We start from the raw sequence: 13,935 nt of genomic DNA, 5'->3' as shown, positions 1-13,935 counted from the left end.
GCTTTGTGCCAGCTTTAGATTTGTAACACTCGGGTCTAGAGTGGAAAGCGGCAGAATTTCAATTGAAAGACTGACGCTCGTTGCCACATAGAGAAGCAGCATGGAATGCGCTCAAACCCCTGCACAAGAGGAAGCGTCAACACTGTTGGTGGTTGATGACTACCCGGAAAACCTGACCAGCATGCGTGCCTTGCTGGCCCGTCAGGATTGGCAAGTATTGACGGCGTGCTCGGGCATCGAGGCGCTGAGTACCTTGCTCGAACATGAAGTCGATCTGGTCTTGCTCGATGTGCAGATGCCGGGCATGGACGGCTTCGAGGTCGCGCGCCTGATGCGCGGCAGCCAGCGTACCCGCCTGACGCCGATCATCTTCCTCACGGCCAACGAACAGAGCCAGGCTGCGGTGCTCAAGGGCTACGCCAGCGGTGCCGTGGATTATCTGTTCAAGCCCTTCGATCCGCAGATTCTCAAGCCCAAGGTGCAGGCCCTGCTTGAACAGCAGCGCAACCGCCGCGCCTTGCAGCGCCTGACCCGCGATCTGGAAGTGGCCCGTGCCTTCAATGCCTCGGTCCTGGAAAACGCTGCCGAAGGCATTCTCGTGGTGGCCGAGAACGGCACCATCCGCTTTGCCAACCCGGCCATTTCCCGCCTGCTGATGGCTTCCGTTGACCAACTGGAGGGAGCGTGCCTGCTGGATTTCGTGCTTTCGCCGACGGCGAACCAATGGCGGGACTCGGCCTTCTACCTAGCCTACCTGGAGCGCGATATCTATCGACTGCATGACGCGGTACTGCGCACCAGCAATGGCCAGGCCGTGTCGGTGGCGCTGTCGTGCGCGGCGTTGCCGGGGGAACAGCGGGCCATGGTGGTCACCGTCCTGGACATGTCGGTGGTACGCAGCCTGCACCAGCAGCTCGAACAGCAGGCGGTCACCGATCCGCTGACCGGTCTGCTCAACCGCCGCGGCTTCTACCAGGCGGCGGAAAGCGCGCTGGTGCGCAGCGAACATTCGGAAAAGCATCATGCGCTGATGTATCTGGACCTCGATGGCTTCAAACGGGTCAACGATTCCCTCGGTCATGAAACCGGCGACCAGGTGCTGCACTGGGTCGCCGAGCAACTGAAGGACTGCCTGGGCGGTCACGGCATATTGGCGCGCATGGGCGGCGACGAGTTCACCGCGCTGCTCGACGACCTCGACTACCCGGAGCAGGCGGCACGCTTTGCCGAGAAGTGCATCGAGCGCATGTCCATCCGCCAGCACATCGACGGGCTGGAGGTGATCCTCGGGGTCAGCATCGGCATCGCCGTCTACCCCGATTGCGGCGCCAACCTGGACAACCTGTTGCGTGCCGCCGACACGGCGATGTACGCGGCGAAGCAGGCCGGCCGCCAGCAATACCGCTATTACGACGATGACCTCAACGGCCGCGCGCGCTCGCGGCTGATGCTCGAAGACAGCGTGCGCGCGGCTGTCGACAACCAGGATTTCACCTTGGTGTTCCAGCCCCAGGTCGCGTTTGCCGATGGTCGCCTGCGTGGCTTCGAGGCGCTGCTGCGCTGGCGCCACCCGAGTGTCGGCGACGTGCCGCCGGGGTTGTTCCTGCCGCTGCTCGAAGAAGCGCGCCTGATCAACCGCCTGTCCAGCTGGATCTACTGCCAGGGCGCCGAACAGCGGCGCTCGTGGTGCGGGCATTTCCCCGACGAACTGACCCTGGGCATCAGCCTCAGCAAGGTGCAGTTCGGCATGCCCAACCTGGTCGAGGAGCTGGCTCAGGTCATCGCCGCCGTGGGCCTGGCGCCCCGTCAGCTTGAAGTGGAAATCGCCGAAACCTCGCTGACCGACGATATCGACCTGGCCCTGCGCCAGTTGCATCGATTGCGTGAGCTGGGCGTACGTGTCGCGCTGGATGACTTCGGTGCCGGCAACTGCTCGCTGCGCCTGTTGCGCGACCTGCCCATCGACACGCTCAAGCTCGATCGCCACCTGGTGGCGCTGTTGCCCGAATCCGAAGCCAACATGGCGCTGGTGCGCTGCGTCATCGAGCTTTGCCGGCAATACAACATCGGCGTGATCGCCGAAGGCGTGGAAACCCTGGAGCAGGCGCACTGGCTGCGTGAGCACGGCTGCCAGTATGTGCAGGGGTTCCTTGTGGCCCGCCCGGTCACCGCCGAGGAAGCGGGGCGCTTCCCGGTGTTTTTTGACTGGCAGTCGTTGTAGTTGGGTACACTGCCGCCTTCGTTCCGTCGTTCGCCGCAGCCATGACCGTCCTCAAGTACCTGCAAGCCTACCCGCCCGCCCTGCAAGACCAGGTGCGCCAGTTGATCGCCCGCGATCAGCTGGGCGATTACCTGCAAAAGCGCTACCCCGGCCGGCATGAGGTGCAGAGCGACAAGGCGCTGTACGGCTATGCCCAGGCACTCAAGCAGGAGCACCTGCGCAATGCGCCGAACCTGGACAAGGTGCTGTTCGACAACCGCCTCGATCTGACCCACCGCGCCCTTGGCCTGCACACCGCGGTGTCGCGGGTGCAGGGTGGCAAGCTCAAGGCAAAGAAGGAAATCCGCATCGCCTCGCTGTTTCGCGACGCGGCGCCGGAATTCCTGCGGATGATCGTGGTGCACGAACTGGCGCACCTCAAGGAGGCCGAGCACAACAAGGCCTTCTACCAGCTCTGCGAATACATGCAGCCCGGCTACCATCAACTGGAGTTCGACCTGCGTGTCTACCTGACCTGGCGCGACCTGCCGGGCAATCAGTGAGTCAAGGAAGCCTTTGCATGGAAGTGAGCAAGACCAAGAGCAGTTTCTACCGTCGGCTGTACGTCGCCTGGCTGATCGACAGCCAGACCGCCGCCAGCGTCCCCGCGCTGATGGCCGCTACCGGCATGCCCCGGCGCACCGCACAGGACACCATCGCGGCGCTGGCGGACCTGGACATCGTCTGCGAATTCGAGCAGGAGGTAGGGGCGCGCAATCACGCCGGGAATTACCGGATCCGCGATTGGGGGGCGATCGACAAGGGCTGGATCATCCAGAACCTGCGGGTGATTCGGGAGGTGTTGGGGTATCCCTGATCTTCCAGGCCTGCACAGATCCCTTGTGGGAGCGGGTTCACCCGCGATTGCGATGTTGGATTCACTACAGCAATCGCGGGTGAACCCGCTCCCACATTGACCACGATCCGCTTCAGGTCCTGCGCATACCGATGTGCGGAATCCCGTCTTCCAGATAGGCCTCCCCCACCACCTCGAACCCGTGCTTGCGGTAATACCCCTGCAGATGCGCCTGGGCCGAGAGGTAGACCGGTACGTCCGGCCAGTTTTCCTGGGCTTCCTTCAGCGCCCGTACCATCAGCTCATGCCCCAGCCCCTGGCCACGCCCTGCTTCGGCGATCACCACACGGCCGATCACCACGTCGCCACCCTGGGACGTCGGGTCGAGCAGGCGCAAATACGCTACCAGCTGATCATCCTGCCATGCCATCAAATGGCAGGTGTCTCCGGACAGATCCTGCCCGTCCAGGTCCTGGTACGGGCATTTCTGTTCCAGCACGAACACTTCGTTGCGCAACCGAAGCACGGCGTAGAGCTGTTCCTTGCCCAGGTCGGTGTGATGTTTGCAAAGCCAGTCGATGGACATGTAGGCATCTCTCAGTGGGTACGCGTCCGAGGATAGCCCGTTGCGCTATCCGGTCGAAGGTAAAAGTGTGCGCAAGACCGGCAGGAATAGAGGCACATGGCTATTATTTGCTTCTCCCACCCGGATGGATGTTTGTGTAAGTTAGCGACATTGCACTTCCCAGCGGTCAAACCACAACGCGGAGCCCTCCGCTATAGGATTTGAGCATGCCCTTGCTCCGAGTCTTGTGTTTGCTTGGAATGTTGTCAGTTACCCCGGTTCACGCCGAAAAACTCCGCCTCGTCGCCGACGCCTGGCCACCCTTCACCGATGCCAGCATGGAGCAGGGCGGGCTGGCCACGGCGCTGGTCAAGGCGGCGCTGGAACGCGCCGGCTATGCCAGCGACTTCGAGCAGGTGCCCTGGGCACGGGCCCTGGTGGGGATTGGCGACGGACGCTACGACGTGCTGATCAACGCCTGGTACAACGACTCGCGAACGCGCATCGGCCAGTTTTCCGACGGCTACCTGGCCAACCGCATCCGCCTGCTCAAGCGCAAGACCGACGCGATTCACTACGAGCATCTGTCCGACCTCTACCCGCATTCCATCGCCGTGGTCCGCGACTACGCCTATTCCAGCGATTTCGATAACGACCTGCGTTTGCAGAAGGTCCCGGTGCGCAGTTTCCCGGTGGCCATCGGCATGCTGGCGGCAGGACGGGTGTCGCTGGCGGTTGAGGACGAATATGTCGCCAGCTGGTTCCTGCAGCAGGAGCGCAGCAACGCCAAGGACCTGGTGGAGTTCTTCGGCAAGCCGGTCAGCGAGAACAGCCTGCATATCCTGGTCAGCCTCAAGCATCCGCGGCACGAGCAGATCGTTGCCGGGTTCGACAAGGCCATCGCCGCGATGAAGGCCGATGGCAGCTACGCGAAGATCCTCGAGCACTTTGCCTTCAGGCCGGAGTCCCCTTGATCAGGTGAGCGGCCAGGGTGCGCAGGGGGCCGAGGTGACGGGCGATGAGTGCCAGTTGGGTCTGGACCGTACGCAGGTTTTCGTCCATTTCCTCGGGCATCTGTTCCAGCTCGGCGGCCAGGGCTTCCTCGGCATCGCTATGGATCGCCACGGGTTGCTTGCCGGCCAGGCCCGTGGCGATCTCGTCGAGGCTCGCCGCCAGCTTCGCCGCTGCGCCATCGATCAATTGCGCGTGGGCCTCGGCAGGCAGGGTGCTTTCGCGGTGTGCGCCAAGGGCGGAGAGGTAGCTGAGCAGGGTATGGGAGAGCACCAGGAAGCGGAAGCCGGTATCGGCCTCTTTCCTGAAGTGGCCGGGCTCCATGAGCATGTTCGACAGCGTGGTCGATAGTGCCGCATCGGCGTTGTGCGCGTTGCGCCGGGCCAGGCGGTAGGCGAGGTCGTCCTGCTTGCCCCGGGCGTATTGCTGCATGATCTGGCGCAGGTACAGGCTGTTGCAGGTCAGGGTATTGGCCAGCACCTTGTTCAGGCGCCGGCCCTGCCAGTCCGGGAGGAACAGGAATACCGCCAGGATCGCGATCAGGCTGCCCACCAGGGTATCGAACAGGCGCGGCAGGAACAGGCCGTAGCCGTCGCCGATCTGGTTGAAACAGAACAGCACCATCAGGGTGATCGCCGCTGTCGCGAGGGTATAGCGGGTGGTCCGGTTGACGAAGAACACCACCCCTGCCGCCACCGCGAACAGCGACTGGATCACCGCGCTGGGGAACAGGTCGAACAGCGCCCAGCCTACCGTCAGGCCGATGGCCGTACCGATGATCCTCTGCACCAGTTTGCGCCGTGTCGCCCCGTAGTTGGGCTGGCAAACGAACAGGGTGGTAAGGATGATCCAGTAGCCCTGCGTCGGGTGGATCAGGTGCACCATGCCGTAGCCGATCGATAGCGCCAGGGGCAGGCGCAGGGCATGGCGGAAGATCAGCGAGGTGGGCGTCAGTTGCAGGCGCAGGCGGGTCCAGACGTCCTTGAGGTTGCGTGGCGAGCGGTCGAGCAGGCTGGAGTCGGTGTTGTCGGCCAGGTTGTCCGGATTGCTGGCATCGCTGAGCAGGCGGTCCAGTGTCGCCAGGTTGGCCGCCAATGCCCGCAGCGAGCGGAGCAGGCCGCGCCAGGCCGGGTTGCTCTGGATGCGCAGGTGTTCCAGCGAGGCATGCAGGTCTTCCAGGGCTTCGGCGAAGTTGCTGTTGAACACGAAGGGCTGGCGCAACTGGATCGATGTCGACAACTGCTGGCAGGCGCTGCCCTGCTGGCGCAGCAGGCGCTGGCAGCGGAACAGCACGTCGCTGTGGAAGAAGGCTTCGGTCAGGGCGTTGTACGGGTAGTGCGACGAACTGGCCCGCTCGTGGATGTCCTGGGCGAGGAAGTACAGCTTCAGGTAGCGGCTGACCTTCGAGCTGGGCCGGCCATTGCCGACCCGGTGCAGGATGATTTCCTTGGCGCTGTTCAGCGCCGCCACCACCTTGCCATTTTGCTGCGCCAGTTCCAGGCGGCGGGCCTCGACGTCCAGGCCGCGGATCGGCTCGAACAGGGTGGCCTTGAGCTTCAGGTAGGTGCCCAGTTCACGGAACAGCCGCGCCAGGCTCTGCTGTACCGGCTGGTTGGAGAACAGGGCTTGCCACAGCACCGAGAGCAGCCCGTACCAGGCTGCGCCGGCCACCAGCAGCAGCGGTTCGTGCCAGAAGTCGGCGACTTCGCCACCGCGCTGGTCGACGCCGATCATGGTGTAGACCGAGAGGATCAGCGTGGCCTGGGCAATCGCCCCGTAGCGCTCGCCCAGGGCGCCGAGCATGGTCAGGCTGAAGGCTGCCAGGGCCATGGAGATCACGAAGATCCACGGGTAGGGGAACAGCAGTTCCACCGACAGCGCGGCGACGGTAAAGCACACCAGGGTCACCGCCAGGGCATTGAGGCGGCCCTGCCAGCTATCGTCGGTTTCCGCCAGGGCGCTGGCGATGATGCCGAGGAACAGCGGGATCAGCAGGTTCATCTGGTCCTGGTACCAGCACAGCGCCATGCTGCCGGTCAGGGCGATCAATACCCGGATGCTGTAGCTGAACTTGTCCAGCGCCCACAAACGACGCAACGATTGACGCAACGAAGAGGAAGACATGATCGACGACGGGCCTGCCGGGCGGGGTTCTGGATTGAGCGGTCAGCGCGACGCAAAGTTGTCGCGCAGGTCACGTACAGCAAAATGCGTTCCGTGATAGCCGCTGATTCTAGACGAACTGCGCCGCCGCGTAAGCAGAGGCCCAGGCCCACTGGAAATTGAAGCCGCCCAGGTGCCCGCTGACGTCCAGCACCTCGCCGATGAAGTACAGGCCCGGGCTTTTCAGCGACTCCATGGTCTTGGAGGACACCTCGCGGGTATCGACCCCGCCCAGGGTCACTTCGGCGGTGCGATAGCCTTCGGTACCGGCCGGTACCAACTGCCAGTTGCCCAGCTTGTCGGCGACCTGGCCCAGTTCGGCCGGGGTGTACTGCTTCATCGGCTTGGACACGAACCAGGTTTCCGCCAGCAGGTTGGCCATCTTCTTGGTGAAGATCTCGCCCAGCAGGGTCTTCAGTTCGCTGTTGGGGCGTTCGGCCTGTTGCTGTTGCAGCCAGGCCAGGGCGTCGTGGTCCGGCAGCAGGTTGATTTCAACGGTGTCGCCGGCCTCCCAGAACGAGGAAATCTGCAGGATCGCCGGGCCGCTCAGGCCGCGGTGGGTGAACAGCAGGTTCTCGCGGAAACGGGTGCCGTTGCAGCTGGCGATGCAGTCCACCGAGGTGCCGGACAGCTCGGTGCACAGGGCCTTGAGCTGGTCGGTGATGGTGAAGGGCACCAGGCCGGCGCGGGTGGCAAGTACGCTGTGGCCGAACTGGCGGGCGACCTGGTAGCCGAAACCGGTGGCGCCGAGGGTCGGGATCGACAGGCCGCCGGTGGCGATCACCAGCGACTGGCACTGGAACGGGCCGGCGCTGGTAGCCAGCTGGTAGCCGTAGTCGGTTTTTTCGATCTGCTCGATGCGGGTGTCCATGCGCAGGTCGGCGCCGGCAGTGGCGCACTCGTCGAGGAGCATCTGCAGGATGTCGCTGGACTTGTTATCGCAAAACAGCTGGCCAAGCTTCTTCTCGTGATAGGGCACGCCGTGCCTGGCGACCATCTCGATGAAATCCCACTGGGTATAGCGGGCCAGGGCGGATTTGCAGAAATGCGGATTCTGCGAGAGGAAATTGCCCGGCTCGGTGTACATGTTGGTGAAGTTGCAGCGTCCGCCGCCGGACATGAGGATCTTCTTGCCCGGTTTGTTGGCGTGGTCCAGCAGCACGACCCGGCGACCACGGTTCGCGGCGGTCAGGGCGCACATCAGGCCGGCGGCGCCGGCGCCGATGATGATCACATCGGTGGAGTGCATGAATTTTTCTCTGGATAGTTAGGCCCTCATCGCCGGCAACGCCGGCTCCCACAGGTATCGCGTGCACCGCAGGCCTTGTGGGAGCCGGCGTTGCCGGCGATGAGGCCCTCAAAGGCTCAGATGATCCGGACCTTGAGCGAGCGCCCCTTGATCTTGCCGCTGTTGAGCCGTTGCATGGCCTGCCTGGCCAGGGCCCGCTCCACGGCGACGAAGGCCTGGAAGTCGAAGATGGCGATCTTGCCGACCTTCTTGCCATCGATCCCGGCATCGCCGGTCAGTGCGCCGAGGATATCCCCGGGGCGCAGCTTGTCCTTGCGTCCGGCCGCGATGCACAGCGTCGACATCACCGGCACCAGCGGTTCGCCGGCCTTGCTCTTCAGGCTGTCCAGCTGTTCCCAGCGCAGCGGTTTCTTCTGCAGGTCTTCGATGGCCTTGGCGCGATGGCCTTCGGCCGGGGCCACCAGGCTCACCGCCAGGCCTTTCTCGCCAGCCCGGCCGGTACGCCCGACGCGGTGTACATGGATCTCGGCATCCCGCGCCAGCTCGACGTTGATCACCATGTCCAGGGCATCGATATCCAGGCCGCGGGCGGCCACATCGGTGGCGACCAGCACGGACAGGCTGCGGTTGGCGAACACGGTCAGGACCTGGTCGCGATCACGCTGTTCCAGGTCGCCATGCAGCGCCTCGGCGGCGATGCCCTTGGCTTTCAGGTGGTCCACCAGTTCCTGGCATTGCTGCTTGGTGAAGCAGAAGGCCACGCAGGACTGCGGGCGGAAATGGCCGAGCACGCGGGTCACGGCGCTGAGGCGCTCTTCGGGGGCGATCTCGTAGAAGTGCTGCTCGATCTGGCTGTCGTCATGCAGCGCCTCGACCTTTACCTGCTGCGGATCGCGCATGATCGACGAGGCCAGTTGCTTGATGCCGGCCGGGTAGGTGGCGGAGAACAGCAGGGTCTGCCGGCGCTTCGGGGTCTGCCCGACGATATCGCTGATGGCATCGATAAAGCCCATGTCGAGCATGCGGTCGGCTTCATCGAGCACCAGGGTATTGAGCCCGTCCAGCACCAGGGTGCCCTTGCTCAAATGCTGCTGCACCCGGCCCGGGGTGCCGACGATGATATGTGCACCGTGCTCCAGCGACGCGATCTGCGGGCCGAGGGACACGCCACCGCACAGGGTGAGGATCTTGATGTTGTCCTCGGCGCGGGCCAGGCGGCGCAGTTCCTTGGCGACCTGGTCGGCCAGCTCGCGGGTCGGGCACAGCACCAGCGCCTGGCAACCGAAGTAGCGCGGGTTGATCGGGTTGAGCAGGCCGATGCCGAAGGCGGCGGTCTTGCCGCTGCCGGTCTTGGCCTGGGCGATCAGGTCCTGGCCCTTGAGGATGACCGGCAGGCTCTGGGCCTGGATCGGGGTCATCTGGGCGTAGCCGAGGGCGTCCAGGTTGGCCAGCATGGCGGCGGACAGCGGCAAGGTGGCGAAAGCGGTGGCGTTGGTGGTCACGAGGCGGGCCTGCAAAACAAAATGTCGCGCAGTGTACCAGCCTCATGGCCATTCGCCCTAAGGCTCGATGTCGGCCTCCTGACGAGGTGCACGCCTTCCATCGGTCTTCGCCAGCTGCAGGAAGATCGCCGCCGCGAGCATGGCCATCAGGCCGATGGTGACGAAGGTCAGCTGGAACGCGCCGAGGGTGGTTTCCACGCCTTCGGCGCTGCCCGCTGCGGTGAAACCGCCGAGCAGGGCGCCGGCACAGGCCACGCCAAGGCTCAGGGACAGCTGCGCGACCACCGACAACAGGCTGTTGCCGCTGCTGGCGCTGGCGTCGTCGAGGTCGATCAGGGTCACGGTGTTCATCGCGGTGAACTGCATCGAGTTGATCGCCCCGAGAATCCCCAATTGCACCAGCAGCACCGCGTGCGGGGTGTTCTCGTTCACCAGGCCCAGGCTGGCGAGCATGATCCCCAGCAGCAGGGTATTGCCGGTGAGAATGGTGCGGTAGCCAAAGCGCTCGATCAGCGGCCGGGCGATGGACTTGGCGAGCATCGCGGCGGCGGCCAGGGGAATCATGCTCATCCCGGCCTCGGCCGGCGAGTACCCCAGGGCCACCTGCAACAGCAGCGGCACGAGGAAGGGCAAGGCGCCGCTGCCAAGGCGGGCGAACAGGTTGCCGAGGATACCCACCGAGAAGGTGCGCACGCGGAACAGGCTGGGCGAGAACAGTGGCGCCTCGATGCTTCCGGCGCGCAGCCAGTAGGCGGCCAGGCAGGCCATGCCGGCGAACAGCAGCAACATCACCCGCAGGTGTGGCAGGTGCAGTTCGCCCAGGCCTTCCATGGCGATGGTGATCAGCACCATCGCCGCGCCGAACAGGACGAAGCCGATGCCGTCGAAGCGCGTGCGCGAAGAGCCGCGCAGGTCCGGGATGTACTTCCATACCGCATAGCAGCCGAGCACACCTACCGGCAGGTTGAGCAGGAAGATCCAGTGCCAGCTGAGAATCTCCACCAGCCAGCCGCCCATGGTCGGGCCGATCAACGGGCCGAGCAGGCCGGGAATGGTGATGAAGCTCATGATCCGTACCAGTTCCGAGCGCGGGTAGGCGCGCAGCACCACCAGCCGGCCCACCGGCAGCATCAGTGCACCGCCAAGGCCCTGGACGATCCGCGCGGCGACCAGCATGCCCAGGGTATTGGCTGCGGCGCAGAGCAAGGAGCCGATGCTGAACAGCAGGATGGCGCCAAAGAAGATGTGCTTGGTGCCGAAGCGGTCGGCGATCCAGCCCGAGGCGGGAATCAGCAGGGCCACGGTGAGCATGTAGGCGATGATCACCGACTGCATGCGCAGCGGGTCCTCCGCCAGGTCCCGGGCCATGGCCGGCAGCGCGGTGTTGAGGATGGTGCCGTCGAGTGACTGCATGAAGAAGGCGATGGCCACGACCCAGGGGATCCAGCGGGCGGTGGTCGGGTCGAGGGCGATACGGTCTGGCATGGGAAATCCTTTCAACAGCTGTCGCCGAACCCTGTGGGAGCGGGTTTACCCGCGATTGCGTCGGTGAATCCAGCATTGCAATCGCGGGTGAACCCGCTCCCACAGGTTCATGGTGCGTCAATCACAATGTGAGGGTAAGCCGTTTGACCAGCGCCCCCGGCAAATGACTCGATCCGGTCTGCCGCTGCCCGTAGGTGCTGGCCGACAGCAGCATCTCCCGTTCCCGGGTCAACGCTTCCAGTTGCGAGCCCAGGAGACTGTAGACGCTGTCATCGAAGCGCATGGTGCTGACCGGTGCCTGGATCTCGCCGTTCTCCACCCAGAAGCAGGCGAAGCGGGTCAGCCCGGTCATGCGTGCCGCCGGCTGGTCGGAGTAGTTCAGGTACCAGAGGTTGTTGATGTACAGCCCGGTGCCCAGCGCCTTCAGTACATCAGCCTGGGCCAGGTCACCCGCTGCCATGCTCAGTGCGCTGGGCGATTCCCAGGCCTCGGCGCCATTGGCCTGCCGCTGGAATTCGGCGGCGCTGCGGGCGCTGGTCAGTTGCTCCAGCGCCCGGCCCTGGTCGATCAGGCGCAGGTCGCTGCGCGGATAACCCTCACCGGAAAACGCCGGGCTGATCGAGCCGCTGACCTGCTCGGCAATGCTGACCAGCGGGCTGAGGGTCGCTTCGTCGGCATAGAGACGCTGCAGCGGGCAGTTCTTGTTGGCCACCGCCTGCGCCGAAAAACCGCCCCAACCGAGCAGGTCGACGATCTCTTCCATGGCCGACGGGGCGAAATAGGCGCGGTATTGGCCGGGGGCCAGGGTCTTCAGCGGCCGCCCCAGGTATTCCAGTTGCTCGCGGGCGCGGGCCAGGCGCCGGTCCAGTTCCTGCGGGTCCCAGACCTGGCCCGCGTAGTTGGCCTTAACCGCCTGGCCATTGGCGTGGAACAGGCTCCAGTCGAAGTTGAAGCTATTGGCCTGGTGCCAGCCGAATGCCCCATGGGAACTGGCGAACCCCCGGCAGATCGGCCCGGCGGCGAGGATCCCGACCAGATCCAGATCGCCGGCGCCGGCCTCGATCCGGGCCAGTACCTCGGCGTTGTCCGGCAGCGGCGCCTGTTGTTGGTGCCGGCTGTCCCAGGCCTGTTCATTGAGTTGCAGGTAGGGATCCTGCGGGATCAGCGGCAGCGTCTGGCGCAGTTGCTCCAGGGCTTCTGCCAGGCGCTGGCGGTCGATCTCGTGGTCGCCGCTGAGGGTCAGGCGCAGATCGGCCTGGCGGCCCTCGGCGATCAGTTTCAGGCTCGCCGAGGACTGCTGGACGTCGCCCGCCTGCCGGACCTTGGCGTGGTTGAGGCGAATGAACTGCGAACGCTCGCCGGCATAGCTCAGGGTGAACTGCTCGGGGGGCCGCACGTTGGCGCGCAGCCAGTCGACCAGGCTGTTGAAACCGTCCAGGAAATGGTCAGCCATCAGGCGTCTCCTCCGAATACGTCGATCTGGCTGAACACGCAGGCCGGCGAGGCATGGCCGACCCGCACCACCTGGTTCGGCTCGCCCTTGCCGCAGTTCGGCGTACCGAGGACCTGGAAGGTGCCGGCGTCGCCGACCGCACTGAGGTTGCGCCAGAAGTTCGAGGAAATGCCACGGTAGTTGGGGTTCTTCACTACGCCCTTGAGCTCGCCGTTCTCGATCAACTGGCCCCATTCGCAGCCGAACTGGAACTTGTTGCGCGCATCGTCGATGGACCAGGAGCGGTTGGTTCGCATCAGGATGCCTTTCTCGATCCCGCCAATCAGTTGTTCCAGGGACTTGTCCCCGGGCTCGACATTGAGGTTGGCCATGCGGTCGATGGGCGCCCGATTCCAGCTGCACGCACGGCTGTTGGCGACGCCGTCGAGGCCCGAGCGGAACTGCGACAGTGCGCCGCCCAAGGGCCGTACCAGCTGGCCATCGCGGATCAGGAACTGCCTGGTCGCCGGGGTGCCGTCGTCGTCATGGCTGTAGCTGGCCAGTTCTTCGCTGATCTCCGGGTCGAAGGTCACGTTGAGCAGCTTCGAGCCGTATTGCAGGTGGCCGAAGTCGCTGGCCTTGACGAAGCTGGTGCCGGCGTAGTTGCGCTCATCGCCGAGGATGCGGTCCAGTTCCAGCGGGTGACCGATGGATTCGTGGATCTGCAGCATCATCTGGTCGGGCATCAGCAGCAGGTCGCGCTGGCCGCTCGGGGTATTGGGTGCCAGCAGCAGTTGCAGGGCCTCGTCGGCGATGCGTTTGCCGGCCCCCGGCAAGCCGTAACGCTGGATCACGTCGAAGCCGCCCTGCTGGCCGAAGTTGTCCCGGCCCAGGGTGCGGGTCTGGCTGTCGCTACCGTCGAAGGCGGTAACCCCGAAACCCGGGAAGACCAGGCGCTGGGCGCGGCGCAATTCGGCGCCCGCGCTGTTGAGGTAGATCTGCTCGACCGTGCTCAGGCCGAGGCTGACCTGCCAGTTCACCAGGCGTTCGTCCGCCGGCACCGACGCCGATTCCTGGTTGAGCAGCTCGAAGCACTCGGCAAGGGACGGGAAGGCGCTGTCCATGTCCGGCGAGAGGTAATCGGCGCGGGCCGTGGCGACGGGCTGGTCGCGCAGGTCCAGCAGGGCGTGGGCGGCGATTTGCCGGGCCAATGCTTCGGCGCGGTCCAGCGCCTGTTGCAGGCCGCTTTGCGACAGGTCGGCGGTGGCCGCGTAGGCTTCCACGCCACTGACCCGCACCGTGAGCATGGCGCCCTCGTCACGCCCCAGGCTGGGCGGTTCGGCGACATTCTTGCGCACCGACAGATGCTGGTTGGACTGGCGCACATGGCGCAGGGAGAAAAACTCGCCGCCGCTGCGCAGCGCGGCGAAGCGCTGACGCAACAGCGTGGTGGAATCGAACATGCGCAGAGC

11 protein-coding genes are annotated in these 13,935 nt (G+C 64.8%); 4 read left to right on the top strand and 7 right to left on the bottom strand.

Translation table 11 applies throughout. From position 1 onward, the window contains the following. Nucleotides 1-100: 100 nt before the first annotated feature. The 3 genes from ACPFMA_RS26460 to ACPFMA_RS26450 are packed head-to-tail and all read left to right on the top strand — an operon-like array spanning nucleotide 101 to nucleotide 3,077. Nucleotides 101-2,221 carry a putative bifunctional diguanylate cyclase/phosphodiesterase gene (locus tag ACPFMA_RS26460; RefSeq protein ID WP_425929200.1) on the top strand — a complete coding sequence of 707 codons (2,121 nt, stop codon included), beginning with the start codon at nucleotides 101-103 and terminating at the stop codon, nucleotides 2,219-2,221. Nucleotides 2,222-2,262: 41 nt separating this feature from the next. Beyond that, nucleotides 2,263-2,763 carry a M48 metallopeptidase family protein gene (locus ACPFMA_RS26455; RefSeq protein WP_009399347.1) on the top strand — a complete coding sequence of 167 codons (501 nt, stop codon included), beginning with the start codon at nucleotides 2,263-2,265 and terminating at the stop codon, nucleotides 2,761-2,763. Between the two features lie 17 nt (nucleotides 2,764-2,780). Then, nucleotides 2,781-3,077 (top strand): winged helix-turn-helix domain-containing protein, encoded by a 297-nt coding sequence (locus tag ACPFMA_RS26450; RefSeq protein ID WP_064304402.1) that lies wholly within the window; start codon nucleotides 2,781-2,783, stop codon nucleotides 3,075-3,077. A gap of 112 nt (nucleotides 3,078-3,189) precedes the next feature. On the opposite strand, the gene ACPFMA_RS26445 is transcribed toward ACPFMA_RS26450, so the two are convergent. Next, nucleotides 3,190-3,642 (bottom strand): GNAT family N-acetyltransferase, encoded by a 453-nt coding sequence (locus ACPFMA_RS26445; RefSeq protein ID WP_009399351.1) that lies wholly within the window; start codon nucleotides 3,640-3,642, stop codon nucleotides 3,190-3,192. Between the two features lie 206 nt (nucleotides 3,643-3,848). On the opposite strand from ACPFMA_RS26445, the gene ACPFMA_RS26440 reads away from it, so the two are divergent. Then, nucleotides 3,849-4,595 (top strand): substrate-binding periplasmic protein, encoded by a 747-nt coding sequence (locus tag ACPFMA_RS26440; RefSeq protein WP_064304404.1) that lies wholly within the window; start codon nucleotides 3,849-3,851, stop codon nucleotides 4,593-4,595. On the opposite strand, the gene yccS is transcribed toward ACPFMA_RS26440, so the two are convergent. The 6 genes from yccS to ACPFMA_RS26410 all read right to left on the bottom strand — a co-directional run bounded on the left by yccS (nucleotide 4,576) and on the right by ACPFMA_RS26410 (nucleotide 13,926). Then, nucleotides 4,576-6,756, bottom strand: coding sequence for a YccS family putative transporter (gene yccS, locus ACPFMA_RS26435; RefSeq protein WP_420058895.1), 2,181 nt, complete (start codon nucleotides 6,754-6,756; stop codon nucleotides 4,576-4,578). The genes ACPFMA_RS26440 and yccS overlap by 20 nt on opposite strands. Before the next feature lie 109 nt (nucleotides 6,757-6,865). Further along, complete coding sequence (locus ACPFMA_RS26430) at nucleotides 6,866-8,044, bottom strand: NAD(P)/FAD-dependent oxidoreductase (RefSeq protein WP_064304406.1); 1,179 nt, start codon at nucleotides 8,042-8,044, stop codon at nucleotides 6,866-6,868. A gap of 116 nt (nucleotides 8,045-8,160) precedes the next feature. Further along, nucleotides 8,161-9,498: an ATP-dependent RNA helicase DbpA gene (gene dbpA / locus ACPFMA_RS26425; RefSeq protein ID WP_240500666.1), complete on the bottom strand. Its 1,338-nt coding sequence runs from the start codon at nucleotides 9,496-9,498 to the stop codon at nucleotides 8,161-8,163. Nucleotides 9,499-9,603: 105 nt separating this feature from the next. Continuing rightward, nucleotides 9,604-11,031, bottom strand: coding sequence for a multidrug transporter subunit MdtD (mdtD, locus tag ACPFMA_RS26420; protein WP_064304407.1), 1,428 nt, complete (start codon nucleotides 11,029-11,031; stop codon nucleotides 9,604-9,606). Between the two features lie 121 nt (nucleotides 11,032-11,152). Next, nucleotides 11,153-12,484 (bottom strand): TldD/PmbA family protein, encoded by a 1,332-nt coding sequence (locus tag ACPFMA_RS26415; RefSeq protein WP_064304408.1) that lies wholly within the window; start codon nucleotides 12,482-12,484, stop codon nucleotides 11,153-11,155. Then, nucleotides 12,484-13,926, bottom strand: a complete 1,443-nt coding sequence (locus tag ACPFMA_RS26410; protein WP_425929195.1) for a TldD/PmbA family protein — start codon at nucleotides 13,924-13,926, stop codon at nucleotides 12,484-12,486. Before ACPFMA_RS26410 ends, ACPFMA_RS26415 begins: the two co-directional genes overlap by 1 nt. Nucleotides 13,927-13,935: the final 9 nt, after the last annotated feature.

Source organism: Pseudomonas sp. NyZ201 (assembly GCF_049860765.1).
GTDB classification, from domain to species: Bacteria; Pseudomonadota; Gammaproteobacteria; order Pseudomonadales; family Pseudomonadaceae; genus Aquipseudomonas; species Aquipseudomonas bharatica.
The sequence above is the reverse complement of the archived record's forward strand: the minus strand, read 5'-3'. Positions and strand labels throughout refer to the sequence as shown.